This window comes from Ruegeria sp. K7 (assembly GCF_056531785.1).
Window position 1 is genome coordinate 218,135 of record NZ_JBQFMJ010000005.1, and the last position, 24,982, is coordinate 243,116.

The 24,982-nt window shown below is 58.3% G+C and carries 24 protein-coding genes and 1 pseudogene; 10 read left to right on the forward strand and 15 right to left on the reverse strand.

From position 1 onward, the window contains the following. The first annotated feature begins 156 nt into the window (after window positions 1-156). The 5 genes and pseudogenes from ACR0FE_RS11480 to ACR0FE_RS11500 form a co-directional block, all read left to right on the forward strand. Window positions 157-906, forward strand: a complete 750-nt coding sequence (locus ACR0FE_RS11480; RefSeq protein ID WP_480912823.1) for an alpha/beta fold hydrolase — start codon at window positions 157-159, stop codon at window positions 904-906. Continuing rightward, a complete protein-coding gene (locus tag ACR0FE_RS11485) occupies window positions 906-1,898 on the forward strand; it encodes an alpha/beta hydrolase (RefSeq protein ID WP_480912824.1) in 993 nt (330 codons plus the stop codon). Before ACR0FE_RS11480 ends, ACR0FE_RS11485 begins: the two co-directional genes overlap by 1 nt. A gap of 73 nt (window positions 1,899-1,971) precedes the next feature. Beyond that, window positions 1,972-2,586, forward strand: a complete 615-nt coding sequence (locus ACR0FE_RS11490; protein WP_480912846.1) for a hypothetical protein — start codon at window positions 1,972-1,974, stop codon at window positions 2,584-2,586. 83 nt (window positions 2,587-2,669) lie between these two features. Further along, a complete protein-coding gene (locus tag ACR0FE_RS11495; protein WP_480912825.1) occupies window positions 2,670-3,134 on the forward strand; it encodes an alpha/beta hydrolase in 465 nt (154 codons plus the stop codon). Window positions 3,135-3,164: 30 nt separating this feature from the next. Further along, window positions 3,165-3,386, forward strand: a pseudogene (locus tag ACR0FE_RS11500) (alpha/beta fold hydrolase); the annotation flags it as partial. 38 nt (window positions 3,387-3,424) lie between these two features. Here the strand turns inward: ACR0FE_RS11500 and phaZ are convergent. Beyond that, window positions 3,425-4,696, reverse strand: coding sequence for a polyhydroxyalkanoate depolymerase (phaZ, locus tag ACR0FE_RS11505; RefSeq protein ID WP_170680357.1), 1,272 nt, complete (start codon window positions 4,694-4,696; stop codon window positions 3,425-3,427). Window positions 4,697-4,807: 111 nt separating this feature from the next. On the opposite strand from phaZ, the gene ACR0FE_RS11510 reads away from it, so the two are divergent. The 3 genes from ACR0FE_RS11510 to phaR all read left to right on the forward strand — a co-directional run bounded on the left by ACR0FE_RS11510 (window position 4,808) and on the right by phaR (window position 7,876). Continuing rightward, window positions 4,808-6,610 (forward strand): PHA/PHB synthase family protein, encoded by a 1,803-nt coding sequence (locus ACR0FE_RS11510; RefSeq protein WP_480912826.1) that lies wholly within the window; start codon window positions 4,808-4,810, stop codon window positions 6,608-6,610. Window positions 6,611-6,740: 130 nt separating this feature from the next. Beyond that, window positions 6,741-7,187: a phasin family protein gene (locus tag ACR0FE_RS11515; protein ID WP_170614642.1), complete on the forward strand. Its 447-nt coding sequence runs from the start codon at window positions 6,741-6,743 to the stop codon at window positions 7,185-7,187. A gap of 134 nt (window positions 7,188-7,321) precedes the next feature. Continuing rightward, the gene (gene phaR / locus ACR0FE_RS11520) at window positions 7,322-7,876 is read left to right on the forward strand and encodes a polyhydroxyalkanoate synthesis repressor PhaR (RefSeq protein ID WP_170614643.1); all 555 of its coding nucleotides are present in this window, start codon (window positions 7,322-7,324) and stop codon (window positions 7,874-7,876) included. Window positions 7,877-7,928: 52 nt separating this feature from the next. Here the strand turns inward: phaR and ACR0FE_RS11525 are convergent, their stop codons facing one another. The 7 genes from ACR0FE_RS11525 to ACR0FE_RS11555 form a co-directional block, all read right to left on the reverse strand. After that, window positions 7,929-9,143 carry a DegT/DnrJ/EryC1/StrS family aminotransferase gene (locus ACR0FE_RS11525; protein ID WP_480912827.1) on the reverse strand — a complete coding sequence of 405 codons (1,215 nt, stop codon included), beginning with the start codon at window positions 9,141-9,143 and terminating at the stop codon, window positions 7,929-7,931. 131 nt (window positions 9,144-9,274) lie between these two features. Next, window positions 9,275-10,579 carry an NAD(P)/FAD-dependent oxidoreductase gene (locus ACR0FE_RS11530; protein ID WP_480912828.1) on the reverse strand — a complete coding sequence of 435 codons (1,305 nt, stop codon included), beginning with the start codon at window positions 10,577-10,579 and terminating at the stop codon, window positions 9,275-9,277. 12 nt (window positions 10,580-10,591) lie between these two features. Beyond that, window positions 10,592-11,950 (reverse strand): glutamine synthetase family protein, encoded by a 1,359-nt coding sequence (locus ACR0FE_RS11535; protein WP_480912829.1) that lies wholly within the window; start codon window positions 11,948-11,950, stop codon window positions 10,592-10,594. Next, the gene (locus tag ACR0FE_RS11540; RefSeq protein WP_480912830.1) at window positions 11,950-12,630 is read right to left on the reverse strand and encodes a type 1 glutamine amidotransferase; all 681 of its coding nucleotides are present in this window, start codon (window positions 12,628-12,630) and stop codon (window positions 11,950-11,952) included. Before ACR0FE_RS11540 ends, ACR0FE_RS11535 begins: the two co-directional genes overlap by 1 nt. A gap of 59 nt (window positions 12,631-12,689) precedes the next feature. Next, the gene (locus tag ACR0FE_RS11545) at window positions 12,690-14,009 is read right to left on the reverse strand and encodes a glutamine synthetase family protein (RefSeq protein WP_170806403.1); all 1,320 of its coding nucleotides are present in this window, start codon (window positions 14,007-14,009) and stop codon (window positions 12,690-12,692) included. A gap of 138 nt (window positions 14,010-14,147) precedes the next feature. Further along, on the reverse strand, window positions 14,148-16,334 hold the full coding sequence (locus tag ACR0FE_RS11550) for a xanthine dehydrogenase family protein molybdopterin-binding subunit (RefSeq protein ID WP_480912831.1): 2,187 nt from the start codon (window positions 16,332-16,334) through the stop codon (window positions 14,148-14,150). A 3-nt stretch (window positions 16,335-16,337) separates the two neighbouring features. Beyond that, window positions 16,338-16,802: a (2Fe-2S)-binding protein gene (locus tag ACR0FE_RS11555; RefSeq protein ID WP_480912832.1), complete on the reverse strand. Its 465-nt coding sequence runs from the start codon at window positions 16,800-16,802 to the stop codon at window positions 16,338-16,340. A 137-nt stretch (window positions 16,803-16,939) separates the two neighbouring features. Here ACR0FE_RS11555 and ACR0FE_RS11560 point away from each other — a divergent pair, with 137 nt between their 5' ends. Continuing rightward, window positions 16,940-17,563, forward strand: coding sequence for a TetR/AcrR family transcriptional regulator (locus ACR0FE_RS11560; RefSeq protein ID WP_321253792.1), 624 nt, complete (start codon window positions 16,940-16,942; stop codon window positions 17,561-17,563). Window positions 17,564-17,593: 30 nt separating this feature from the next. On the opposite strand, the gene ACR0FE_RS11565 is transcribed toward ACR0FE_RS11560, so the two are convergent. Further along, window positions 17,594-18,853 (reverse strand): cytochrome-c peroxidase, encoded by a 1,260-nt coding sequence (locus ACR0FE_RS11565; protein ID WP_480912847.1) that lies wholly within the window; start codon window positions 18,851-18,853, stop codon window positions 17,594-17,596. A 27-nt stretch (window positions 18,854-18,880) separates the two neighbouring features. Here ACR0FE_RS11565 and ACR0FE_RS11570 point away from each other — a divergent pair, with 27 nt between their 5' ends. Beyond that, complete coding sequence (locus ACR0FE_RS11570; RefSeq protein WP_480912833.1) at window positions 18,881-19,351, forward strand: tetratricopeptide repeat protein; 471 nt, start codon at window positions 18,881-18,883, stop codon at window positions 19,349-19,351. Window positions 19,352-19,380: 29 nt separating this feature from the next. On the opposite strand, the gene ACR0FE_RS11575 is transcribed toward ACR0FE_RS11570, so the two are convergent. The 6 genes from ACR0FE_RS11575 to ACR0FE_RS11600 are packed head-to-tail and all read right to left on the reverse strand — an operon-like array spanning window position 19,381 to window position 24,957. After that, the gene (locus tag ACR0FE_RS11575) at window positions 19,381-20,442 is read right to left on the reverse strand and encodes a TRAP transporter substrate-binding protein (protein ID WP_480904865.1); all 1,062 of its coding nucleotides are present in this window, start codon (window positions 20,440-20,442) and stop codon (window positions 19,381-19,383) included. Window positions 20,443-20,466: 24 nt separating this feature from the next. Continuing rightward, window positions 20,467-21,756 carry a TRAP transporter large permease gene (locus ACR0FE_RS11580; RefSeq protein WP_480912834.1) on the reverse strand — a complete coding sequence of 430 codons (1,290 nt, stop codon included), beginning with the start codon at window positions 21,754-21,756 and terminating at the stop codon, window positions 20,467-20,469. Further along, window positions 21,757-22,344 carry a TRAP transporter small permease gene (locus ACR0FE_RS11585; RefSeq protein ID WP_480912835.1) on the reverse strand — a complete coding sequence of 196 codons (588 nt, stop codon included), beginning with the start codon at window positions 22,342-22,344 and terminating at the stop codon, window positions 21,757-21,759. A gap of 53 nt (window positions 22,345-22,397) precedes the next feature. Continuing rightward, window positions 22,398-22,913: a flavin reductase family protein gene (locus ACR0FE_RS11590; RefSeq protein ID WP_480912848.1), complete on the reverse strand. Its 516-nt coding sequence runs from the start codon at window positions 22,911-22,913 to the stop codon at window positions 22,398-22,400. Continuing rightward, window positions 22,913-23,803: an aldo/keto reductase gene (locus ACR0FE_RS11595; protein WP_170614657.1), complete on the reverse strand. Its 891-nt coding sequence runs from the start codon at window positions 23,801-23,803 to the stop codon at window positions 22,913-22,915. Before ACR0FE_RS11595 ends, ACR0FE_RS11590 begins: the two co-directional genes overlap by 1 nt. Then, a complete protein-coding gene (locus ACR0FE_RS11600) occupies window positions 23,803-24,957 on the reverse strand; it encodes an LLM class flavin-dependent oxidoreductase (RefSeq protein ID WP_170614658.1) in 1,155 nt (384 codons plus the stop codon). The genes ACR0FE_RS11595 and ACR0FE_RS11600 overlap by 1 nt, the downstream gene beginning before the upstream one ends. Window positions 24,958-24,982: the final 25 nt, after the last annotated feature.

Here is a 24,982-nt window from a genome sequence, read left to right on the forward strand (position 1 = left end):
GGTTGCTTTGGCAGGTGCAAGGCAGAGTGTCAAGCACCGTGCAGGCGAGGGGCCAGCCCCTCGCGCTCCCCGGAGTATTTTCAAAAAGATGAAATGGTCAGGGAATTGCGCTTGGGCGAGCGGCGTGCATGATGCTGACAAGGAAGCGAGGATTTCATGGCAGCGACGGAATTTCTTGAAACGGCGCAAGGTCGCCGACTGGCCTATCACAAGAGCGAGGGCGCGGGGCCGACCATAGTTTTTCTGGGCGGGCTCAAGTCGGATATGGAGGGCACCAAGGCCGTTCATCTGGAGGCATGGGCGCGCGCGCGGGGGCGGTCCTTTCTGCGGTTCGATTATTCCGGGCATGGGGAAAGCTCCGGCTCGTTCGAGGAGGGATGTATTGGCGACTGGCATCAGGATACCGTGGCCTCGGTTTCCGCGTTGACCGATGGACCGTTGATTGTTGTCGGATCTTCGATGGGGGGCTGGCAGGCCCTGCTGCTGGCGCGCATTTTGCCTGACCGGATCGCCGGGATGGTTACAATCGCGGCCGCGCCGGATTTCACCGAGGACGGGTACTGGGCCTCATTCTCTGCCGAACAGAAAACGGCGCTTGAGACGGTTGGGCACGTCGAACTGCCGTCGGACTACATGGAGCCATATGTCATCACCAAGCGGATGATCGTGGATGGTAGGGAACATCTGGTTTTGCGCGATCCGTTGCGTTTGCCTTTTCCGGTTCGTTTTTTGCAGGGAACGGCAGACACTGCCGTATCGACCGAAACCGCCGTGCGTCTGCTGGAGCGTGCGGAAAGTCCGGACATGCGTCTGTTGCTGGTTAAGGACGCCGATCACAGGTTCTCGGATGATCGTTGTCTGGGGTTGATTGAAGACGCGGTGCTGGATGTGATGGGGGATCGCTGATGCGGCGTTTTGGCTGGTTTCTGGGACGTTTTCTGATTGTGGTGCTTTTGGCCGGCGGGGTGATCTATTGGTTCGGTCCCCGCGAAGAGGTCAATCTGCACCCAGACTTTGATGCGAGGAAATTCGGCGAAGGCGTGCAGGTCTATTTCGAAAGCACTGAGTCTGCGTTTGACGACATCGTGCCGGGTGTTGAAAAGAGGGTGATCTGGCAGGACGGATATAAGGAGCAGCGAACGCCTGTTTCCGTGCTTTACGTTCACGGGTTTTCGGCATCGTCCGAAGAAATTCGCCCGGTGCCGGATATGGTGGCCGATGCGCTGGGGGCCAATCTGGTCTACACGCGTCTGCAAGGTCACGGGCGGAGCGGCGACGCCATGGCCGAAGGTACGGCTTCGGGATGGATGCAGGACTACGCCGAAGGTTTGGCGGCGGCGCGGGCGGTGGGCGACCGGGTGGTGGTGATCTCGACCTCGACCGGTGGCACCTTGGCCGCGGCGGCCGCATTGGATGAGGATCTGAGCCGCGATGTAGCGGGTCTGGTCTTTGTCTCACCTAATTTCGGTGTGAACACGACGGCGGCTTGGCTTCCCGGCCTCCCTTGGGCCCGGCATTGGTTGCCGCTGATCATGGGGCAGGACAGGGATGTGTCAGGGCCGAACCCGGAAAAGAACAAATACTGGTCGACATCCTACCCGTGGGAGGCGGTGGTGCCGCTGACCGTGCTGGTCGAGGCTGTTAATGAATTGGACTTCGCAGAAGCAAAAACTCCTGCTCTGTTTTGGTTTTCAGATGACGATAAGGTTGTGCGGCCTGACCGAACACATAGGGTTGCAGAAGCCTGGGGCGCGCCCGCGACAGTACATCTTGTGACGACGGGGCCGGGGGACGATCCGTCTTCGCACGTGATTGCCGGACGTCTGATGTCACCCGGCCAGACCGATGTAACCGTCGCAGGCATACTGGGCTGGCTAAAGGAGCTGGGTGTGGAATGATGCCGGGAGAAGCACCAAGTCGGCACAGGCGCGATGCCTTGGGCGGAGGTTGAGAATGCGCAAGCCGGGCAGCATGTGGAGCCTTGAGACCTTGGGCCGAGTGCGCCTGTCCCGGCATTTTTTCATGCGTGATTTTCTGTATTCCGAAATCAGTAATTTCCACGAAAAACAGAACCTGCCGGACAACCCGGACCTGGCCATCGAGACTGGCCGGGCGTTTTGCCAGTCCCTGTTGGACCCGCTGGAAGAAACATTTGGCCGGGTGGCCGTTCGGTCGGGATACCGGTCGCCGTCTCTGAACAGATTCGGGAACGAAAACCGGCTGAATTGCGCGCGGAACGATCATCCGTTGGAGTGCCACATCTGGGATCTTGGAACCGGGGATGCCAGAATAGCCGGGGCGTCCATCGTCATTCCATGGTTTGCGGATCAATATGACGCAGGGCGGGACTGGCGCGATCTGGCCTGGTGGATACATGATCATCTGGATTATTCGGAGATCTGGTTTTTTCCGAAACTGTGCGCCTTTAACCTGGTTTGGCGACCAAAGCCGCAAAGGCGGATCGACAGTTACATCGCGCCACGCGGATGTCTGTTGCGGCCCGGTGCAGAGCCAGAAGAAGATGCCGAAACACGACGCGGGCGTTACAGTGATTTCCCCGGGTTCCGGGCCATCCGATACCCCTGAAAAACGGCTTGTCTGCCACTTGCAAAACTTCCATCCTGAAAGAAACGGGGACGCCGGGATTGGCGGAAGGATGGAGGCCCCGCGTGATCGAGCCGCTGGTATTCTTGCCTGGATTGATGTGCGACGCTCGGCTGTTTCAGTCGCAAATGACTGTCCTGTCGCATGAGCGTGCAGTGACCGTGGCCCCGGTCTCGACCGGTGAGCGGATTGAGGAGATAGCCTCTTCGCTTCTGGATGTGTTGCCTCGGTGTTTTGCGCTGGCCGGGTTCAGCATGGGCGGCGTCGTTGCGCTTGAGGTTATACGCCGCGCGCCCGAGCGAGTCTCGCGCCTGTGTTTGATGTCGACCGATGCGCAGGCAGACACCCCGCAATTGGCCGCAGCGCGCGAGGATCTGATAGTGGGTGCGCAGGCCGGGCGACTTGAAGACATCATGCGCGATGTTATCGGTTCGGATGCGCTGGCCCCGGGACCCGACCGCATCCCGATTCTGAATGAACTTCTGACGATGGCGGTAGAATTGGGTCCTGACCTGTTCGTGCGCCAGTAGCGCGCCCTTCAGCGCCGCCCGGATCAGCAGGGTGCATTGCGGCGGATCAATGTCCCGACGCTGATCCTGTGTGGGGTGCATGATACGCTGACACCGGTGCGAAAACATGCCTTTATGACCGAGCTCATTCCGAATGCCGAGTTGCAGGTGATTGACGACGCCGGGCATGTGCCAATGCTGGAATCGCCGCAGGCCGTAACGGATGCACTGCAGTGCTGGCTTTCACGTCCGGCGCGGATCAGTCACATATGACGCTGATTGGAAAAAGGCGGCCCGCCTGAAATTAAGGATCAGGCCACTTTGTTCTTGTTTGCGGCCGTGCGTTGCGGTTTGCGGCTGTTGGCGTTCATGAAGTCGATCACCAGGGGCCGGATATTGTCGCGCCAGCTGCGCCCGGCAAAGATGCCGTAGTGACCGGCCCCGGGTTCGACATGGCTGGCCTTCTTGCCGTCCGGCAAACCGGTGCACAGGTCCAGTGCCGCAATGCACTGGCCGGGGGCCGAGATGTCGTCATTGGCCCCTTCAACGGATTTGACCGCGACATCTGTGATTTTCCCGATATCCACCTTGTGGCCGGCCACAATGAACTCATTTCGGGCAATTTCGCGGTTCTTGAAAACACGTTCTACAGTGGACAGGTAGAATTCGGCCGTCATGTCCATGACTGCGAGGTATTCATCATAGAACCGGTTATGGGCGTCGTGGTCTGAGGCTTCGTTGCGCATAACTCGCTGAATCTGATCCGAAAACGCCTTGGAGTGACGATCCGCGTTCATCGACATGAACGACGCCAGTTGCAACAGGCCGGGATAGACCATGCGGCCGACGCCCTTGTATTTGAAACCGACGCGCTGGATCATTGTCTCTTCCAGCTGGCCCATTGTCACCCTGCGCCCGAAATCGGTAACTTCGGTCGGGGTGGCATCCGGATCGACCGGGCCGCCGATCAGCGTCAGTGTGCTGGGCTGCGCCTTCGGATCATGTTCCGCCAGATAGGCTGTTGCGGCCAGTGTCAGCGGCGCGGGCTGACACACGGCAACAACATGTGTGTCCGGACCCAGTTCCTTCATGAAATCGACAAGGTAAAGCGTGTAATCCTCGACATCGAATTTGCCTTCGGACACCGGGATATCACGCGCGTTATGCCAATCGGTTATGTAGACTTCGCAATTTACAAGCAGGCTTTTGACGGTCGAGCGCAGCAATGTGGCGTAGTGCCCGGACATCGGCGCCACCAGCAGAACCTTGCGCGGCTGTTCTTCGCGACCATTGACCCGAAAATGGATCAGATCGCCAAAAGGGCGTTCGACGACGGTTGTGATGTCGACAAGGTGGTCCTTGCCATCTTCGCAGGTGAAGGTCCGAATACCCCAGTCCGGCTTGACGACCATGCGCTGAAACGTCCGTTCGGTAACCTCTCCCCAGGCAGCCATCATGCTGAACGCAGGGCTCGGCGCCATTGCGAAAAGCGGATAAGAGGCCATGGCGCTGGCGGTTGCACCCAACCATTGGTTGGTATTGCGCATGGTTTCCATCAGGTCATACGTCATCATATAGCGCATGTATTCGGGCCTCCTGAGTATTATCCTGAGATTTCGGACCATTCGCCGCTTTGCGCTACGCGTTCACGACGTTATTCTGCATAGCAGCGACGTTAGGGGGGAATCCTTATAATGACAACTACCGAAGACAATACGCCGGACCTGTCGGACGAACATATTGAACGTCTTAAGGAAAATTTGTCCAAAGTCGAAGACCTCTCGAAACGGCTTGTTGAAGTGATGGCTGGAAAAAAGTCGCACACCCCCGCCCTGGATGGTCCGAATCAAGAGCTTTTTGCAAAAGCAGCAACGGCCTATTGGGCCGAAGCGATGCAGAACCCGGCCAAGCTGCTTGAGCATCAGATCGAGTTCTGGGGCAAGTCTGTTCTGAACTTTGCCGAAGCTCAGCAGGTATTGTCAAAAGGTGAGCCTGATACAGAAGACAAACTGCCCGAAGACCGGCGGTTTTCTAACCCGATGTGGGAGAACAACCCCTATTTCCGCTTTATCCGTCAACAGTATCAGACCAATGCCGAAGCGATCGCGCAAGCCGTAGCCTCGGTTGAAGACCTTGAAGACAAGGACAAGCGCAGACTGGCCTACTTCTCTCGTCAGATCATCGACATGATGGCTCCGACCAACTTTCTGGCTACCAACCCGGACGCACTCGAGAAAGCCATCGAAACCGACGGACAGTCGCTGATCCAGGGGTTGGAGAACCTGGTTGCAGATCTTGAGGCCAACGACGGCGAACTTGTGGTTCGGCTGGCGGATGAGAGCGCGTTTGAGATCGGTGGAAACATCGCGACCACGCCCGGCGATGTGGTGTTTCGCAACCGCATGATGGAGCTTATCCAGTACAAGCCATCGACCGAAACAGTCCATGAAACGCCCATTGTCCTGTTCCCGCCCTGGATCAACAAGTTTTATATCCTGGACCTGAAAGCGCAGAACAGCCTGATCAAGTGGGTGACAGAGCAGGGCTATACCCTGTTTGTCGTCAGTTGGGTCAACGCAGACAGTTCACATGCCGATATCGGACTTGAGGACTATATCGAAGAAGGGTTTCTGGCCGCCATCGAAGAGGCCAAGAATATCTGCAAGGTCAAACAGGTCAACGCCGTGGGCTATTGCATTGCCGGCACTACGCTTAGCCTGACGCTTTCGCTGTTGAAGAAACGTGGTGATAAATCGGTCAAATCGGCCACGTTCTTTACAACGCTGACCGATTTCGGAGAGCAGGGCGAGTTCACGCCTTTCCTGCAGAACGATTTTGTGGACGGGATCGAGGATCAGGTGTCAAAGGATGGCATCCTAAAGGCCTGGATTATCGGACGCACAATGTCCTTCCTGCGGTCGCGGGATCTGATCTACACACCTGCAATCCGCAGCTACATGATGGGTGAAACACCGCCGGCATTCGATTTGCTGTATTGGAACGGAGACGGCGCAAACCTGCCGGGCCGAATGGCAATCCAATACCTGCGCGGGCTTTGTCAGAACAATGAATTTGTTACTGATGGGTTCAAACTGCTGGGCGAAAATCTGCATATCAGCGACGTGGATGTCCCGTTGATGGCCATCACGTGCGAGACGGACCACATAGCAGCCTGGAAGGATTGTTATCGCGGTGTTCAGCAGATGGGATCGCGCTCGAAAGCCTTTGTTGTTTCGGAATCCGGTCATATTGCCGGAATTGTGAACCCGCCCAGCAAGAAGAAATACGGGCACTATACGAACCCGGACCTGAAGACGGACGCGGACACCTGGTTGAAAGAAGCGGATTTTCACGAAGGATCCTGGTGGCCGATGTGGGAAGCCTGGCTAAGAAAGTGGTCTGGCAAACAGATACCGGCCCGCGAAACGGGCGATTCGAAACATCCGAGCCTGTGTCCGGCCCCAGGGACCTATGTTCTGGTCAAGGCAAATCGCTGATTTCATTCTGAAACTAAATTTTTTCTGCATCGCAGCAAAAAGAACTTGAAATGCTGCGATGCAGAAAGCATATTGTCCTCAAGCTGACGAACGCCGGGGTGGGCCCGGTCCAGCAAAGAGGATTAAGACAATGGCAAAGACTCAGGATTTTACCGCCGTCATGAAAGACATGATGGGTGCATTCCCGGTTGACACAACCGCACTGGAAGACGCGTTCAAATCGACCGCTTCGCTGAACGAAAAGCTGTCGGGCGTTGCTCTGGAAGCTGCTGAAAAATCGGCAGAAATCTCCAGCAAATGGACCAAAGACACTCTGGCCAAACTGACCGAAATGTCGAAAGCAAAGGCAGAGCCTGCCGACTACGCAAAAGCCGCAACCGATTTCGCCAGCGCTTCGGCTGAAGTTGCTGCTGAAAACATGGCTGCTTTCGCTGAAATCGCCAAGAAACTGCAGAGCGAAACCGTCGAACTGCTGATGGCTGCCGGCAAAGAAGCTGCTGAAGAAGCAAGCTCGGCTGTCAAGAAAGCCACCAACGACGTGACTGCTGCGGCCAAAAAGGCAACCGCTGCCAAGTAAGAACGTCCGCGAGGCGCACCCTCTCCTCCCATTTGGTGCCATCGCGCTGGGCAGGTCGATTGACCTGCCCTTTCTTTTTGTGCTGCACTCGCATAACCTGTGCTGCAACGCATCATCCTTGGGGAGGGTAAAGGGTGTCGGACCAAGAAAAACCGTTATTGATCAAGCGCTATGCCAGTCGCCGGCTGTATAACACCGAGACCAGCGACTACGTAACACTTGAAGATATCGCCGGATTTATCCGGGATGGCCGCGAAGTTCAGATAATCGACCTGAAATCCGGGGACGACCTGACGCGGCAATACCTGCTGCAAATCATCGCTGAACATGAAAGCCGGGGTGAAAACGTTCTGCCGGTAAACGTGCTGAACGATCTTGTGCGCAGCTACATGGTGCCCGGTGGGGGCATGATGCCGCAATTTCTGCAAAGCTCGTTCGAAATGCTGCGCGAAAGCCAAAGCAAGATGATGGAAAACATGAACGCCATGAACCCCATGAGCAACATGCCAGGGTTTGAGGCGATGCAGGCGCAGCAGCAGGCTTTCCTGAAGGCGATGACCAGCGGATTGTCGGGCGGGTGGTCGGCGCCGACCCAGGACGACGAGGCGAAGGAAGAGCCTAAAGAAGACCTGGATGAGATCAAAAAGCAGCTGGCTGAGCTGCAGAAAAAACTATCCAAACTGAACTGAGGGTGAAGACCGGAAGCCAACAAGGCCCGCCAGAGGCGGGCCTTTTGGTTTTTCAGGTTCCAAAGGCCATCGCCGGCGCTGTCACGTCACCGACCGAAGCCAGCAGGATATCCGCGATCACATCCAGTTCTTCACGGGTCAGGCGCACGGGCAGTCGAACATCGCAAGCTTTCATCAGCATTGCCCGGGTTTCCGGCAGGTCGAACGTTTCCGGCAAGAACTGCCAGTTCCAGAACGCGCGCGCGTTGTCCTCGCTCAGGCCAAAAACCTGCACTTTCACACCGCGAGACTCTGCTGCGGTTGCAAAGGCGCGGATCTCGTCCTCGTTCATGCCGACAAGGTTGAACTGAATTGAATCCGGTGCGCGCTTTTCAGGATCAAGCGGGGCGGGCACGGAAATGTTGGGTGACGCGTTCAGACGATCCGCCACGTAGTCGTGATTTGCCAGACCGTCCCGGACACGACGGGCCAGTTCCGGAATTTGCGGGCGGATAACGGCGGCGCTGAGGTTGCTCATGCGCAGGTTGTATAGCGGCAACCGGTTCTGCCAACGTGCAAAGGCTAGTTCCAACTCGGGCGAGTTGTCGCCATGCGGGGTTTTATGCTTTTTCCAGTTATGCTCATAGGCACCCGACATGATAACGGCCTGCGCCACCAGATCGGCATCATCGGTGATCAGAATACCGCCTTCGCCCGCGTTGATCATCTTGTAGGACTGGAACGAGAAACAGCCCATCTTGCCGATCGTTCCGATGTTGCGGCCGTGCCAGGTGGTGCCAAGCGAGTGGGCCGCATCCTCGATTACAGGGACGTCGCGGGCATCGCACAGCTCCATAATGGCATCCATATCCGAGGTATGGCCGCGCATGTGGCTGATGATGACAGCCTGAACTCCGTCCAGCTTGGCCTCAAAATCCTTTAGGTCTATGCGGTAGTTTTCTCCAACCTCGCACAGGACAGGGACGCAGTCGGCATGAACGATGGAAGATGGCACTGCGGCAAAGGTGAAGCCGGGTATCAGCACCCGCGCGTCCCGTGGCAAACCCAGCGCCTTCAGGGACAGGAACAGTGCGGCCGAGCAGGATGAAACCGCCAAAGCGTATTTGGATCCCAAAAGCGCGGCAAATTCCGCTTCTAGCAGTGCGACGGGTGAATCCTGGGGTGCTGTGTAGCGAAACAGGTCACCGGATTGCATCAGCGCATCAATCGCTTCGCGCGCGGCTGCGGGGATGGGTTCGGCTTCGTGAACATTGGGTGGCAGCGACATATTTGGTTTTCCTGAATTCTAACTTTTGTAAATATAAATTCACAACGCCGGCAAGCCAAGAGCGTAATCGCCCGTCGGCGAAATTTCACCAAATTGTCGCAAGTTTAGTCGGACCTGACCCCCAGATCAGACTAAAGGCCCAGACGGTCGCGCAAGGCGAACCACGTCATGGCAAGAACCAGTAGCGGGCTACGCAGGGCAGGGCCGCCGGGAAACGGTTGGGCGGGAACGCGCGCCATCGTATCGAATCCTTCGGCCTGTCCCTGAATGGCCAGAGCCATCAGCTGACCAGCATGGGTGGCCGTGCCTACCCCGTGACCTGAGTAGCCTGAGGCAGACAGGATATTCGGGGCAAGGCGCGCCAGATAAGGCATCCGACGCATCGTTATGGCCAGTGTTCCACCCCAGGCGTAATCGATCCTGACATCTTTCAGATGCGGGAAAATCTCGACCATCGGTTTTCGGACTTTTGCTGCAATATCAGTGGGAAAGCGATAGCCATAGCTTTCGCCGCCGCCAAACAAAAGGCGGCCATCCGCGCTGAGCCGGAAATAGTTCACAACGAATTTTGTGTCGGCAACGGCCACATCCCGCGTCAGGACGCGCGCGGCGTCGTCTCCCAGCGGTTCGGTGGCCGCTATGAAATTGTTGATGGGCATGACACGTTCGGCAACCTTGCGATTCAGATCACCGAGATAGCCATTACAGGCCAGTATGACGTGGTCAGCCTTGACTGTTCCCTGTGCCGTCCGAAGACTTGCGCCATTACCATCCGAGATATTCAGGACCTCGGTCCTCTCGTAGATGCGAACACCCGCTTTTCGGGCCGCCTGCGCAAGTCCCAAGGCGTAGTTCAGGGGGTGCAGATGCGCTGCCCCCATGTCCAGATACCCGCCCTGATAAGTCGGAGAAGGGCAGAGCGTATGGCCGGCCTCGCGGTCCAGCAACTGTATCTCGTCATATCCATACCGCTTGGACAGGTGTTCCGCATGAGAGTGCAGTCCGACCCGATCTGATTTGCTTAGCCCCAGATTGGCGATTCCTGGCTTCAGGTCGCATTGAATCCGGTGTTTGGAGATCAGGGACTTGACCAGATCCTTGGCGTCTTCGGCAAGATCCCAAAGCTTGGCGGCGTCATCATCGCCGACCAGGCGCTCCAGATCTTCCTGATTCATTCGCTGCGCGCTGCCCAACTGGCCGCCGTTGCGCCCCGAGGCACCGAAGCCAACGCGGTGCGCTTCCAGCAGAACGACGTCAAATCCGGCTTCAGCCAGATGCAGCGCCGCCGACAGGCCGGTGTATCCGCCGCCGACAACACAGACATCCGCGGTGCAATCGCCGGTCAGGGCAGGGTTAGGATCAGCCGCATGTGCGGTCGCGGCATACCAGCTGGGCGGGTATTCCGCCTTGCGGTCATTGGAATAGAGCAGGTTCATCGCGCAAGTACCTTAGACGTTCAGCAGAAGATGCTCGCGCTCCCACGGGGAAATCACCTGCAGAAATTCTTCGTATTCCGCCTGTTTGACGATGCTGTAGACGCGGGCGAATTCCGGTCCCAGAACCTCGTGCAGGGCTGTGGCCTTGTCAAACAGATCCAGCGCACTGCCCATGACTTGCGGGATGTCACCGTCGCCTTCATAGGCGTCGCCGTAGAACTGGCGCCGGGGCCGTTCCTGCTGTGTCAGTCCCAGATACCCACAGGCCAAAGACAGGGCGATGCCCAGGTAGGGGTTGCAATCCATACCTGCGATGCGGTTCTCAACGCGACGCGCTTCGGGGCTGGACAGCGGAACACGGATGCCCGTCGTCCGATTGTCACGCGCCCATTCCAGATTGATCGGGGCGGCGTGGTCCTTCACATAACGGCGATAGGAATTCACGTAGGGCGCCATGACGGCCAGACCGGCGGGCAGGTGGTTCTGCAATCCGGCGATGTAATGATAGAACGCGTCCGTCTCGCCCCCCTGCGGCCCGGAAAAGATGTTCTCACCGGTTTCGATATCAATGATCGAGTGGTGGATATGCATCGCCGAGCCCGGTTCGTCCTCGATGGGTTTGGCCATGAAGGTCGCAAAGCAGTTGTGACGCAGTGCAGCTTCGCGGATCAGGCGTTTGAAGTAGAAAACCTCATCGGCCAGTTTCACCGGGCTGCCGTGACGCAGGTTGATCTCTAACTGGCCCGCGCCGCCTTCTTGCGTGATGCCGTCGATTTCGAATCCCTGATGTTCGGCAAAGTCATAGATGTCGTCGATCACGGGGCCGAACTCGTCCACCGCAGTCATCGAATATGCCTGCCGCGCTGCAGCCGGACGGCCCGAACGGCCCATCATCGGCTTGATTTCCTGCGCCGGATCGACGTTGGGGGCGACCAGAAAGAACTCCATCTCGGGTGCGACGACCGGCTTCCAGCCCCGGTCATGATAAAGCTGCACGACGCGTTTCAGCACATTGCGCGGGCTGTACGGGATCGGATTGTCGTCCCGGTCATAGGCGTCATGGATAACCTGTAGCGTCCAGTCACCCGTCCAGGGCGCCGCCGAAGCGGTCGAGAAATCCGGCTTGAGGATCATGTCGCGTTCGATGAAGCCATCTTCGCCCGCTGCCTCGCCCCAGTCACCCGTGATCGTCTGATAGAAGATACTGTCGGGCAGATGAAAATAGGATTGCTTGGCAAATTTTGATGCAGGCACGGCCTTGCCGCGGGCAATCCCCGGCAGATCCGAGATAATGCACTCGACCTCATCCAGACGTTGGCCTTCAATATACTCGCGCGCTGCCTCTGGCAGCTGATTTTTCCAGTCGGCCATCAGGCCCTCTCTTTCTTCAGGAATTCTGCCATCTGACGGCCAATTGCGGGATTATCGATCGGTCCGCGCGTGCGGTTGGCCGCATCCTGCAAAATGGGGTCCGGGACCACGCCTTTTCCGCGCGTCCTCATCAGGCCCTCGATAAAGTCATCGGAGTATTCGGGATGCGCCTGCACCGTCCAGATCGTGTCTCCGTAAGCGATCATTGCGTTGCGGCAGAACCCGTTCTGACCAACCACGCGTGCGCCTTCGGGCAACCGGGTTACCTGATCCTGATGCCAGGCGTTCAGGGAAACCGTCTCGCCGTCCAGTTCATAATCCGTGCGTCCGACAGCCCAGCCGCCCTGGAACTTTTCTACCGTTCCACCCAGCGCCTGGGCGATGATCTGGTGGCCAAAGCACACGCCGATCAGCGGCTTTCCGGAATTCTGGATTTCCCTGATCAGGTCCTCAAGCGGGGGTATCCACGGATGATCTTCGTAAGCGCCGTGACGCGATCCCGTGATGATCCAACCGTCAGCCTGAGAGACGTCCTTCGGGAACTGATTGTCGACCACCGGGAAGGTCACGAATTCGAAGTCATGACCATCCAGCAGGGCGCGAAACATCGCATCATATTCGCCGAAGTCGTCAGCCAGCTGTTCAGGGGCGTGGCCGGTAACTAGGATTCCGATTTTCATGATTCACCAAATTTGATCAAATTTTATTCTACGCGAGTCCTTGATCGCGGGCAAGGGGGTCATACGGCCTCGAGGTAACTGAGCCAGTGCGTCTCTGGCGCGCGCTCGGAAAACCGCGCGATCTCCTGCCGTTTTGTCATGACAAGATTACGGATCAGTTCAGCGGGAAAGATACGCCGGATCATCGGGTCCGCCTCGAACGCGGATATGGCCGAGGACCAGTCGCCTGCCAATTGCGGTAGCCCGGCAATTTCATAGGCATTTCCGGTAATCGGCGGGGGCGGCTGCAACCCGTCATCGATACCGGCCAATGCTGCCCCCAACACAGCTGTCAGCATCAGGTAGGGGTTGATGTCGCCACCAGCCACGCGATGTTCAATTCGACGTGCCACCGGCGCGCCGCCGGGAATACGGATGGCAGCGGTTCGGTTCTCATAAGCCCAGCTTGCCCCGGTTGGAGCGTGCGCCCCGGGCACGAGGCGCGTGTAGGAGTTTCCGTGAGGGGCAAAAACCAGCGTACTGCCCGGCATCGCGGCAAGACAGCCTGCAACAGCCGCGTGCAACTCGTGGCTGCCATCGGGGCCACCATTGTCAAACACATTGCGGCCCGATGAATCGACCACCGAAAAATGGACGTGCATCCCGTTGCCTGCGTCTTGCGGATAAGGTTTGGCCATGAAGGTCGCCGTAAAGCCGTGTTTGCGGGCCAGTCCACGGGTCAAGGCCTTGAACAGCCACGTGTCATCGGCGCAGCGCATGGCCTCCTGATGGTTCAGGTTGATCTCGAACTGGCCGATTCCGCTTTCGGAAATGGCGGTTTGGGCGGGGATGTCCATGGCCACGCAACCGTCATAGAGCTCGGTAAAGAACGCATCAAAGGCGTCCAACTCCGCAAGGGACAGGACAGCCTCGTCGCACAATCTGCGACCCGTGACCGGATTGGCAGGCGCTCCGGGTTGTGATCCCGATGCATCAAGCAGCGTGAACTCTAGTTCAGTTGCCGCGATCACGGACCAGCCGCGCTTTGCATAGTCGGCCAGAACTGCGGCAAGCGCATGTCTGGGATCCCCTGCGTATGGCTCTGACTTGTCATTATATAATGACATCGGGACCAGCGCGGTTTCGGCATCAAGCCAGGGCATGGGAATCGGTCCGCGATCGGTCGGCAGAAGCATCCCATCGGCATCGCCGGATTCAAATACTAGCGGACTGCCTTCGATATCCGCGCCCCAAAGATCGACATTCAGCGCCGAAAACGGCATGCGGACCGCGCCTTTGTTCAGCTTTTCTGCGTAAGAGGACGGCACGCGCTTGCCGCGCATCTGACCGTTAAGGTCACAGGCAGCAACACGAAAACCGGGCAGGGCGCTCAGGTCCATTTTGGTCTCCAATACTCTCGTTTCCCGAGATGTAGTCGAGACCGCGCGTCTTGTCACGGAATTTGATCAAATTTTTACTGTAGGCAGAGAGGACTTTGAGTCCCGCGCCAACCAACGCTGGCGCGGGACCACAGGACGTCAGACGAAGTTGACGCCGTTTTCCGCCATTGGCAACGAGGTCACCTTGATGCCCGAAAGCGCGCGGATCGCGTTGGCAAGGGCCGGGGCCGAGGGGGGGGTGCCAGGCTCACCGACACCGGTCGGTGCCTCGGCGGAAGGTACGATATGAACTTCGATCTCCGCGATGTCGCCGATGCGCAAAGGCTCGTAGTCCGGGAAGTTGTACTGGTCCACGACACCTCCGGTCAGCGTGATCTGATCCCGCATGACATGACCGATACCGTAGCCGATACCACCCTCCATCTGGGCGCGCACCACATCGGGGTTCACCGCAATTCCGCAATCCACGGCGCAAGTGACCTTTTCGATCTTGATGCCGTTCTCTGGATCGCCCGAAATCTCGACGACATGAGCCGCGTAGGATCCGAAGGATTTGTGCACGGCAATCCCTTGCGCGCGACCTGCCGGTGCGTTGCCCCAGTCAGCTTTTTCAACGGCAAGTTTCAGGACGCCTGCTTTGCGCTGTTGATCGGCGTCGCTGGTATCTGCCAGATGTGCCAGACGGAACTCCACCGGATCACGGCCCGCCGTCTCGGCGACAAGGTCCATCATGGCCTCCATCACGTAGCCGGTGTGGGTGTGACCGACCGAGCGCCACCATAGAACGGTTGTAGCTTTGGGCGTGTCGGTCAGACCCAGAGCCATGCCGGGGATTGTGTACGGGCTGTCAGCAATCCCCTCGATCGAACTGTGGTCGATCCCGTCTTTTACCAGAACGGCTTCGAACGGCGTGCCTTTGATCACCGATTGTCCGGCCACCTGATGCTGCCAGCCAACGATGTTGCCTTCTCCATCCAGACCCACACGCACCTTGTGGCCAAATGCAGGGCGGTAATAACCGCTGCGAATGTCATCCTCTCGTGTCCAGACCAGTTTCACAGGGCGTGAGCGGTCGGTCATCACAAAAGCCAGCGCGGCCTCGACCTGATAATCCGCATCCGGCGTTGCGCGACGACCGAACGAGCCACCGGCCAGCATCGTCTTGATGTGGATCTTCTCAGGCGGCAGCTGGAAGATCTGCTGATAGGCCATATGCGGGCCGGTTGGCATCTGCGCCCCGTCATGCAGGACGATGTCGCCTTCGGCCGTCTGTTCGATGGTGCAGTTCAGCGGCTCCATCGGCGCATGCGCCAGCAGCGGGAAGTAGAAGGTCTTTTCGACTACCTTTTCCGCGCCTTCGATGGCCGCCGCCACAGCCGCAACGTCTGCCTTGTTCACGTTGTACGTGGGCTCAGCGTCCAGGGCGGCCATGATCTCGGTCCTGATCTGATCCGAGTCGCGGGTTTCGGCACCCGACATGTCCCATTCGACCTCAAGCGCGTCACGTGCCTGAATCGCGGCCCAGGTGTTTTCGGCATAAACCGCGACGCCCGCCTGGTTGGGCAGGACGGCGGCGTTGATGTAGCCCTTAACCTCTTTCGACGCGCTGTCGTCAAAACCAAGCGCGACGCCGCCCTTCGACTCCGGGCGCTTGATCATGGCAACCATCTGGTTGGGCAGGTGAACGTCCATGGCATACATAGCCTGACCATTGCCCTTGATGGCCGAGTCCTTGCGGCGCACCGCTTCGTTGCCGATCAGACGGAACTCTGACGGGTCTTTCAGGCGCGGCTCGGCCGGAGCCTCTAATTGTGAGGCCGCCGCGACGAACTCCGCAATCGGTGCGGATTTGTCGCCCGCCTTGACGATGCCTTCCTCGATAGTGATGCCTGACGCATCCAGGCCCCAGCTTTGGGCAGCCGCAGTGATCAGCATTTCACGCGCAGCAGCCCCAGCCTGCCGGTATTGCAGCCATGAGTTTGCCATCGCGGTCGACCCGCCCGTGCCCTGGAAGGGGCCAAACAGCAGGTTGTTGTAGACGTTCGGATCAGAGGGCGCGAACTCGTATTCGATCTGATCCATGGTCAGGCCGATTTCCTCGGCGATCAGCGTCGGCAGACCGGTTGCAGGGCCCTGACCCTTTTCAAAGTGCTTGACGATGGCGGTCACGGTGCCATCGGCGTCAATTTTCACGAACGGGTTGAACTGGGCGGTCTCGGATGAGGCCGCAGCCAGAACGCCATCGGGGCGGGCGCCAACCAGCAAGACGGCACCGGCGGCAGCAGCGCCTTTCAGAAATCCACGGCGAGAAGTGTTGATGGTCATGGATCAGGCCTCCAGAATTTCAGAAGCGCGCTGAATACCGGCGCGGATGCGTTGGTAAGTGGCGCAGCGGCAGGCGTTGCCGAACATGTAGTCGTCAATCTCTTCGACGCTGGGCTTGGGGTTTTCGGACAGAAGTCCGACCGCCGACATCACCTGACCGGACTGGCAATACCCGCACTGGACCACGTCCAGTTCGACCCATGCTTGCTGCACGGCTGCGCCGATCTTTCCGTCACCAACGGCTTCAATTGTGGTGATTTCTGCGTCTTCAATGTCTTCTACAAAGGTCTGGCACGAACGAACCGGTTCGCCGTTCACGTGTACGGTGCAGGCACCGCACGATGCGACACCACACCCGAACTTGGTGCCGGTCAGCTTGAGTTCGTCCCGGATCACCCAGAGCAGGGGCGTGCCGGGTTCGGCGTCGACCGTGTGGGTTTCACCGTTTAACTTCAATGTCAGAGCCATGAGGGGTTCTCCTGTTGGGCTGGATACCTGAATCGGTAAACTGGCGCGTTTACCTTATGTGTCAAATCAGCTGATGTAAACTCTCAAGTTTACACTGTTGTTTGACCGGCCGGACGTGATGGGTCTATAGGTGGAACATGAACGAATGCAATTCACCGAATGAGTCCAAATACGCCCAGATCATTGAGGCCGCCGTGGCCGAGTTTCAGGACAAGGGCTTTGCCTCTGCCAGTATGGATCGCATTTCGGCGCGGGCCGAAGTGTCAAAGCGCACGCTTTACAAGTATTTTGAAAGTAAGGAAAATCTCTTTCGTTCAATTGTAGCCGAACTGTCCGGCCGTTTTGCCGAGGTTTTGGAGATCCGGTATCAGCCGGGGCGCGATATTCGCGAGCAGTTGACGGATTTGGCCTGGGCTGAGGGCCGGATTCTGATGCGCCCGGACGTGATCGCGATGTCGCGGATGATTATCAGCGAAACTTTGCGCAACCCGGATCTGGCGGCGGCGGCACAGGGCAAGCTGGACAAGACCTCGACATTCATCGCTATGCTCAAAGACGCCGCCAAGGACGGCCAGTTGCAGATCGAAGACGCTGATCAGGCGGGCAAGGAATTTATCGGACTGATCAAGGCAAAGGCGTTCTGGCCCATGATGTTCAGTGGCGGAGTGCTCAGCCACGCGGAAATGACCGAAACCATCGAAAGCAGCGTCGATATGATGCTGTGCCGCTATGGTCCGGGAGCCGCGGCGTCTAGACCCTGAGAACTCCTTCTTTGTTTTGAGTAAGATGCGCTAGGGAACGAACCCTGCTGGTACGCCAAAGGGCGGCGTGTCTACGCCGGCACCTGTCAAGGAATGTAGAAAGGCCACTAAGTTGTCGATTTCCGCGTCGGTCAATGTGATTTGGGCAATGTCGATCTTTTCGCGCTGACGTTCCATTTCAAACCGGTCGTCCCAAACGACAAAGTCCGCATCCTGAAGCCAGGGAACCGGGGGCAGGGCCGCCATGTCGCGTGTCCAGTTCGCCAGGCTGGTTTGTGGGTCCAGATGATGGCGGATCATGCTTTCAACGTCCGGGAATGCGCCGTTATGGCCGTAGGGTGCAGTCAGGGCAACGTTGCGCAGCATCGGGGTGCGGAAACGGTAAGCGTCCTCCAGCCGGTCACTTTCTCCCATTCGGCCCACGTCGCGCACAAAAGGATCCCACTGTCGGGTGCGGCCGGGTCCGAAGGGTGGCAGGCCCAACGCGTGAAACTTCTGATCTGACATTAAAGGCCCGGAATGGCAGGTGGCGCATTTTGCCTTTCCATAAAACAGGTTCATGCCGTTTTTCTGCTTAAGTGAAAGGGCATCGGCATCGCCCGCCAGAAATTGGTCGAACGGGCTGTCCGTGCTGCGCCATTCGATGGCCATGAAAGCCGCCAGCGCATTGGCGATGTGGATGATCGTGATTTCTTCGGTGGTTTCGATTTCTTCGAAGGCCGCGACCATGGCAGGGCCATACCGAGGCTCGGTACGAACACGCTTGGCTAGGATCGGCCAGCCTTTGTCGATCCGGTCATGTACCGCTCCGGTGACCTGATTTTCAGCTACGTTCCCGGCCATTTCGAATTGTGATGTCAGCGGAAAAAGCGCCTGCGCGGCCAGAAGGGAGTTCAACCCCTCCGGCAGCCATTCCTGCGCAGGGGAGTTGAAGCCGTTGCCGTAGATTTCGGAAACACTGAGCCGTCCATCGTGAAAAACCGTGTGAATGTCTTTCGCGCCAAGGTTCCACAGACTCGGAGAATTGCGCGGGATACGTTTGCGGATTCTGTCGGCTCCGGTTCCGGGGGTACGCTTCGGTCCCAGCCCTTGTCCGCCCTCACCAATACCCAACGATAACCCGTCAGAGGTGCCGAAATCCGGGTGGTGACAATGGGCGCAGGCGATGTTCCGGTTGCCTGACAGGATTGGATCGTAAAACAGTTGATGACCAATGGCGGCCTGTTTCATATCAAAAGAAATGAAGTCATCGTCGGTCAAAGGGCGCGGCAAGTCCTGCGCTGCCGCCATCCCGCCCCAAAGGAGAGCAGCCACCCCATGCGCCAGTTTGTATTTGCCCTTTTCTGTCTTGCGACGCCTGCGCTGGCCGAGTTGGAACAGGCCCGCGACATGATGGAGGCGGGAGAGTTCGAAGCTGCGCGCGAGGAATTGTTGCCGGCCGCACGATCGGGCAATGCCGAAGCCGAAGAGTTGATCGGTGTGATGTACGGGTTGGGTCTTGGAGTCGCGCAGGATTACGAACGGGCGTTCGAATGGTACCTGCGCGCCTCGATGAAAGGGCATCCCGGGGCGCAGTCTGGTGTGGGCTGGTACTATGAGCTGGGTCTTGGCATGCCTGCGCCCGATCTGGTGCGGGCCTACATGTGGTACACGCTCAGCGCCATTGGCGGTGATCCCGACGCGGCGATCAGCCTTGAGGAAGTGGTCAAGAAAATGTCGCCGGAGCAGATCGAAAGGGCGCATGTTATGGTGAACGATTACAAAGGGTGGATGTACCCGTTTCGGTGAGGGCCGGGCCACGGGCCCGACCCGCCAGATTAGTTCAGATCCGCGTCACGTGACGCGTTCACGTCGGCCTCAGCCGCGGCAACCGCGTCGGTCAGCGCACCAAAGATCTCGTCACCACGGGCAACGTTGGACTGGAACCACTCATAGACCGGAGTTGCGGCTTCCTTGAACGCAGCCTTTTGGTCCGGCGTCAGGACATAGAGATCACCGCCACCGGCGACGAAATCCTCATAAGCCTGAATCGACTTGCGCTTGGGCGAGGCAAAGGTGGCCTGCTGCAGCGCATAGAAGCCGTCGACAACCACGCGGCGCAGGTCCTCGGGCATTTCCTGGAACTTGGCGTTGTTCATCCACCACAGCGCGCCCATGTAGGCGTGGCCATCTAGCGTGACGAATTGCAGACCCGCATCAGGGAATTTCATGCCCATGATGTCCGTGATGCCATTCTTCGAGCCCTCAACAACGCCGGTCTGGAAGCTGGTAAACAGCTCAGGCCACGGGATCGGCGTAGGGGATGCACCCAGTGCTTTCACCAGTTCCTGCGGCAGGTCTGCTACCACGGTACGGATTTTCAGACCTTCCATATCGGCAGGCTCGGCGATGCGGCGCTGTGTGTTGGCGAAGTTGCGCCAGCCACCGGTGTTGCCGATGGTCATAAGGCGGATCGCGCCGCCCGAGTCTTCCAGCGCCATGTTGCGCATGGTGCGGGTGAAGTCACCGGAGAGCACATGCTCGGCAATCCGGTCATCGGCCATCAGGTAGGGCAGGTCCAGAACCTGCACATATGGGAAGATGCCCGAGGCCCCGCCGGAAGTGGAAATGTAGATGTCGATAGTGCCGTCAGCCACGCCCTGCAGGCATTCCGCGCCGTTCGAACACAGCTGCGTGCCGATGAACAACTCGACCTCGATAGCGCCGTTCGACGCCGCCTCGACATAGTTCTTGAAAACGATCAGGCCATCGTAGTCTTCGTCGTTTTCATTCGAGTTCGCAGTTGCCCGCAGTGTATAGTCTGCGGCCACAGCGGCCATGGCGGACGCGGCCACAAGCGATGTGGCCACCGCAGCGGTTTTGATGAATTGTCTGAGCATGCGTTTCCTCCCTGTGGTACTCAGTCAGTTTGCAAATCCCGTTATCCTCGGGATCGTCATGGATAGTGCGGGGATATAGGTGATCAGGAAGATCACTATGATTTCGACGGCCAGGAACGGCAGGATCGCCTTGGCGATGGTTTCAACCCGTTCCCGCGACACGGCGGCGGCCACGAACAGAACCAGCCCCATGGGTGGCGTGGCGAGACCAACAGTCAGGTTGACGCTCATGATAATGGCGAAATGGATCGGATCGACGCCTAGGCTGGTGAAGATGGGGCCAAGGATCGGGCCCAGTATGATGATCGCGGGACCTGCGTCCAGAAACATGCCGACGATGAACAGAAGCAGGTTGATCAGAAACAGCAGGATCAACGGATTTTCGGACAGGCTGAGGATCAGCGAGGCCAGCTGTTCGGGCGCGTGGCTGAGGCTGACCACCGTCTTGAATGCCATCGCGGCGCCGACCAGCAGCAACACAACGGCCGAGGTCATGCCCGCATTACTGAGAACCTTAGGCACTTCCTTCAGTGTCAGCGTGCGCAGGACGAAAAAACCGATGATGAACGCATAGCCGACCGCGACAGCAGCGGCTTCGGTCGGCGTGAAGATGCCGCCCAGAATGCCGCCGAGAATGATCACGGGTGTCATCAGCGGAAAGAACGCCTTGAGGCTGGCCTGGCGGCGTTCATCCCAGGTGTATTTCCGGCTGGCGACCGGGAAATCATAGCGATCAGCCATGAACTTGATCATCACCATCAGACCGACGCCGACCATGATCCCGGGTACAATTCCGGCCAGAAACAGGGCGGCGACGCTTTCACCCATGACATAGGCATAGATGATCATGATGCCCGAGGGCGGGATGATCGGCCCGATAACCGAACTGGCCGCCGTAATCGCCGCGGCGAATTTGCGGGTATAGCCCTGTTTCTCCATCGCTGGGATCAGCATTGACCCCAAGGCGGATGTGTCGGCCACGGCAGAGCCCGAGAGGCCGGCGAACAGGATCGAGCTCAGCACGTTCACATGTGCCAGTCCACCGCGAAGGTGCCCCATCAGGGCCTGCGAGAACTCGACAAGGCGAATGGTGATGCCGCCCCGGTTCATCAGTTCTCCGGCGAGCATGAAGAAGGGGATGGCCATCAGCGGAAAGCTGTCCATGCCATTATAGACATTGCGATAGAGCAGCGTAATGTCATTCGTTTGGCCGTTGAGCCACAGCAGGATACCCGGCGCGGCCAGCAGCGCGAAAAAGACCGGCAGGCCAATCAACAGGAAAACCAGGAAAGTGGGCAGGAACCAGATCAGCATCTATTCGGCCCCCACGGCTGTTTCGGGAATTTCCGGCAGAAGATGTGCGCCGCCCAGCATGGTGATCAGGGATCGCAGGATCAGCTCGATATTCACCGAGATCAGCAGGATGATCCCTACCAGCAGCGAGGCCATCATCCAACTGCGGGGAATACGGTACCATTCATCGAAACCGAACGATGTTGGCAGGTACAAAGCAGCAGTGGCAAATCTGCCGCCAAAGCCTGTGACTTCAGACCAGCCGATATTGACGGCGACCAGCAGGACGATCAGCGAGATCAGCAACAAGAACAGATTGAGGGACTGGCCCAGCAGGCGTGGCAAGAACCGTTGCAACATGTCAATCGCCACGAAGCCGCCACGCCGAAAAGCCGTCGGAGCCATCAGGCCGGTCATCCAGAGCATGCAGAACCGGGCGGCTTCATCCGGCCAGGGCAGAGCGTTGCCCAGGACATATCGGAAAAACACCTGAATCAGGATTGCGATCACCATCAATGCAATCGCAACAACGCCAACCGCGCGGCCCAGACGCAGCACGGTTTCGTTCACGAATGCAATCGGTGCAAGCACCGATGCCAGTCCGCCCATCCGGATCCTCCCAAGTTCAGCTGCGGGTTCGTCCCGCAGTCGTCAGAACGCGCTTATTTCTTCGCGAATTGGCCGAGTTTTCCGGCATAGAAGGTCAGTGCGTCTCCGTCGCTCATGCTGGCCTTCAGGACTTTGCCCACCACGATCACGTGATCGCCTGCATCGTGATAGGCGTGCTGCTCGCATTCAAAACGTGCCAGACAATCCGGCAACAGCGGCGTTCCGTTTGTGCACCGCTCATGCCAGATGTCACGCAGTGCATGGGCGTCCTTGGAACAGCCAAAGCAAAGCGCGTCCTGTTCAGACGATAACACGTGAACGGTGAAATGCCGCGCCTTGTGGAAATAGGGGAACCGGCGCGAGTTGCGGTCTGCAGCCCACATGATCAGAGGCGGATCCAGTGACAAGGACAAGAAGCTGTTCGCCGTGATGCATATCGGTCCGTCTTCGCTGTCACAGGTGACGATGGTAACACCGGTGGCAAAGCGGCCAAAGGCGTCGCGCAGGGTACGGGTGTCGTCCTTGTGTGGAACGAAGGTGCGTGTCAGGTCCTTTGAAATTGCGTTCATCATGGTACCTCATGCCCCAGTGCCGCCTCGTACAGGCGGAACCAGCTTTCACGTTCCAGATTGACCTTCAGTGCGTCCGAGATGCGCTTGATCCGTTCTAGGTTGTTGGTGCCCAGCACCGGCAGAATGCCCGCCGGATGCGCCAGCAGGAAAGCCACCGCCACAGCGGCCCGGTCCACCCCGAACTCTTGCGCGATTTCGTCTGCCACTACTCCGACCGGAGGGTTCCCGGCCATCAACATTCCGCCGCCCAACGGCGACCACGCCATGACCGGTTGCCCATGCTGCTGATGGAACGCCAGATCGCCATTGGTGAAGGGACTGATCTCGCCTAAAGAAATCTCGATCTGGTTGGTGGCCAGTTTGGTCTTCATCGCAGATTGCAACAGTGTCCAGTCCCAAGGTCGAAAGTTGGACACGCCGACCGCGCGCACTTTGCCGCTGGTGACAACTTCATCCAGTGCTGCGCCCGTTTCATGATGGTCCATCAGCGGGTCGGGGCGGTGGATCAGCAGCAAGTCGATATGGTCGATGGCCATTTCCGAAAGCGAGGTGTCTACCGACTGCAGGATATGCGCGCGCGAGGTGTCATAGTATTTGACTTTCGCATCCGAATACCGCCCGACAGGTGCGATGATGTCGCATTTGGTAACGATTTCCATCCGCTGGCGCAGGCCGGGATTGGCACGCAGCGCAGCACCCAGCACAGCTTCGGCTGCGTAGCCGCCATAGATATCAGCCTGATCGAAGGTGGTGATGCCCTGATCCAGGCAGGACTGGATCTTGGCTTCGACATGGTCCGCCGAAGTATCACTGTCATCGCCCAGCCGCCACATTCCGTAGACAAGGCGGCTCAATTCCAGCGTGTCCGATAGTTTTACACGTTGCATCAGCGGCGAACTCCGTTGCCCAGCGGTGTGGCCGGGGTCGTCTTGGGCACGCGCCCGTATTCTTCGGGAAGCGAGCAGGTTTTCAGGTTGGGCAAAACGCGGGCGCCAAAGTGCCTGGCTTCATCCATGTGCGGATAACCCGAGAAGATGAACGCGCGGATGCCCATTTTCTGATACTTCTCGATCTTGGACATAACCTGATCGGTCGACCCGACCAGCGCGGCTCCGCAACCGGACCTTGCGCGGCCAACGCCAGTCCACAGACCGGGCTCGACATAGCCGTATTCATCCGCCAGATCGCGGTTCTTGGCCTGATGCGCCACACCCAGCGAGGTTGCATCCAGCGCGCGTTCACGAATGGCGCGCCCATATTCATCGTCGAGTTTCGAGACGATGTAGTCCGCGTATTCCTGCGCTTCGGCCTCGGTATCGCGGACGATCATGTGCACGCGCAGGCCGTAATCCAGTGTTCGGTTGTAGTTCTCGGCAACCGCATGGACGGCTTTCATCCGTTCGGCCAGTTGATCCTTGGTTTCCGGCCACATCAGATAGACGTCACAGTGCTCGCCGCAAAGTTCCAGGGCCGACGGAGAATAGCCGCCGAAGTACAGCAACGGACCACCGGTCTGATAGGGCCTGGCCGGATCGGTCGTCAGGCCTAAGAAGTTATAGACTTCGCCCGCATGATTGATCTCATCCTGGGTCCAGGCCTGTTTCAGAATTTCCACCACCTCGCGAGAGCGCTGATAACGATAGGCGCTTTCAGCCTTTTCGCCGGGAAAATCGGACGAGATGATATTGACCGTCAGCCGCCCCTTCAGCATGTGATCCAGCGTTGCGATGGTACGAGCCAGCATGATTGGCTGCATTTCGCCACAGCGAACCGCGGCCAGCAAATTGATCCTATCGGTGATTGGTGCACAGCCCGCCACAAAGCTCAGCGTGTCCTGCCCGACCTGATAGGACGAGGGGCACAGAATGTTTCGAAACCCTTGCGCTTCAGCTTCTTTCACGATGCCGGAGCAATGTTCCCAGCTGGACCGCAGATTGCCATCCGGCACGCCCAGAAACTGATAATCGTCCGAGCACAGCGCCGCGAACCACGATACTTCTGCCGCGTCCAGATCGGGCGAAGTGATGGGGACGATGGTCATCTGAGTCGTTCTCCGCGCGGTTTCC

Coding starts and splice junctions, on each gene's coding strand:
- ACR0FE_RS11480 (WP_480912823.1), top strand. CDS start 157: ATGGCAGCGACGGAATTTCTTGAAACGGCGCAAGGTCGCCGACTGGCC.
- ACR0FE_RS11485 (WP_480912824.1), top strand. CDS start 906: ATGCGGCGTTTTGGCTGGTTTCTGGGACGTTTTCTGATTGTGGTGCTT.
- ACR0FE_RS11490 (WP_480912846.1), top strand. CDS start 1,972: ATGTGGAGCCTTGAGACCTTGGGCCGAGTGCGCCTGTCCCGGCATTTT.
- phaZ (WP_170680357.1), bottom strand. CDS start 4,696: ATGCGCTATATGATGACGTATGACCTGATGGAAACCATGCGCAATACC.
- ACR0FE_RS11510 (WP_480912826.1), top strand. CDS start 4,808: ATGACAACTACCGAAGACAATACGCCGGACCTGTCGGACGAACATATT.
- ACR0FE_RS11515 (WP_170614642.1), top strand. CDS start 6,741: ATGGCAAAGACTCAGGATTTTACCGCCGTCATGAAAGACATGATGGGT.
- ACR0FE_RS11525 (WP_480912827.1), bottom strand. CDS start 9,143: ATGTCGCTGCCACCCAATGTTCACGAAGCCGAACCCATCCCCGCAGCC.
- ACR0FE_RS11530 (WP_480912828.1), bottom strand. CDS start 10,579: ATGAACCTGCTCTATTCCAATGACCGCAAGGCGGAATACCCGCCCAGC.
- ACR0FE_RS11535 (WP_480912829.1), bottom strand. CDS start 11,950: ATGGCCGACTGGAAAAATCAGCTGCCAGAGGCAGCGCGCGAGTATATT.
- ACR0FE_RS11540 (WP_480912830.1), bottom strand. CDS start 12,630: ATGAAAATCGGAATCCTAGTTACCGGCCACGCCCCTGAACAGCTGGCT.
- ACR0FE_RS11545 (WP_170806403.1), bottom strand. CDS start 14,009: ATGGACCTGAGCGCCCTGCCCGGTTTTCGTGTTGCTGCCTGTGACCTT.
- ACR0FE_RS11550 (WP_480912831.1), bottom strand. CDS start 16,334: ATGACCATCAACACTTCTCGCCGTGGATTTCTGAAAGGCGCTGCTGCC.
- ACR0FE_RS11555 (WP_480912832.1), bottom strand. CDS start 16,802: ATGGCTCTGACATTGAAGTTAAACGGTGAAACCCACACGGTCGACGCC.
- ACR0FE_RS11560 (WP_321253792.1), top strand. CDS start 16,940: ATGAACGAATGCAATTCACCGAATGAGTCCAAATACGCCCAGATCATT.
- ACR0FE_RS11565 (WP_480912847.1), bottom strand. CDS start 18,853: ATGGCGGCAGCGCAGGACTTGCCGCGCCCTTTGACCGACGATGACTTC.
- ACR0FE_RS11570 (WP_480912833.1), top strand. CDS start 18,881: ATGCGCCAGTTTGTATTTGCCCTTTTCTGTCTTGCGACGCCTGCGCTG.
- ACR0FE_RS11575 (WP_480904865.1), bottom strand. CDS start 20,442: ATGCTCAGACAATTCATCAAAACCGCTGCGGTGGCCACATCGCTTGTG.
- ACR0FE_RS11580 (WP_480912834.1), bottom strand. CDS start 21,756: ATGCTGATCTGGTTCCTGCCCACTTTCCTGGTTTTCCTGTTGATTGGC.
- ACR0FE_RS11585 (WP_480912835.1), bottom strand. CDS start 22,344: ATGGGCGGACTGGCATCGGTGCTTGCACCGATTGCATTCGTGAACGAA.
- ACR0FE_RS11590 (WP_480912848.1), bottom strand. CDS start 22,913: ATGAACGCAATTTCAAAGGACCTGACACGCACCTTCGTTCCACACAAG.
- ACR0FE_RS11595 (WP_170614657.1), bottom strand. CDS start 23,803: ATGCAACGTGTAAAACTATCGGACACGCTGGAATTGAGCCGCCTTGTC.
- ACR0FE_RS11600 (WP_170614658.1), bottom strand. CDS start 24,957: ATGACCATCGTCCCCATCACTTCGCCCGATCTGGACGCGGCAGAAGTA.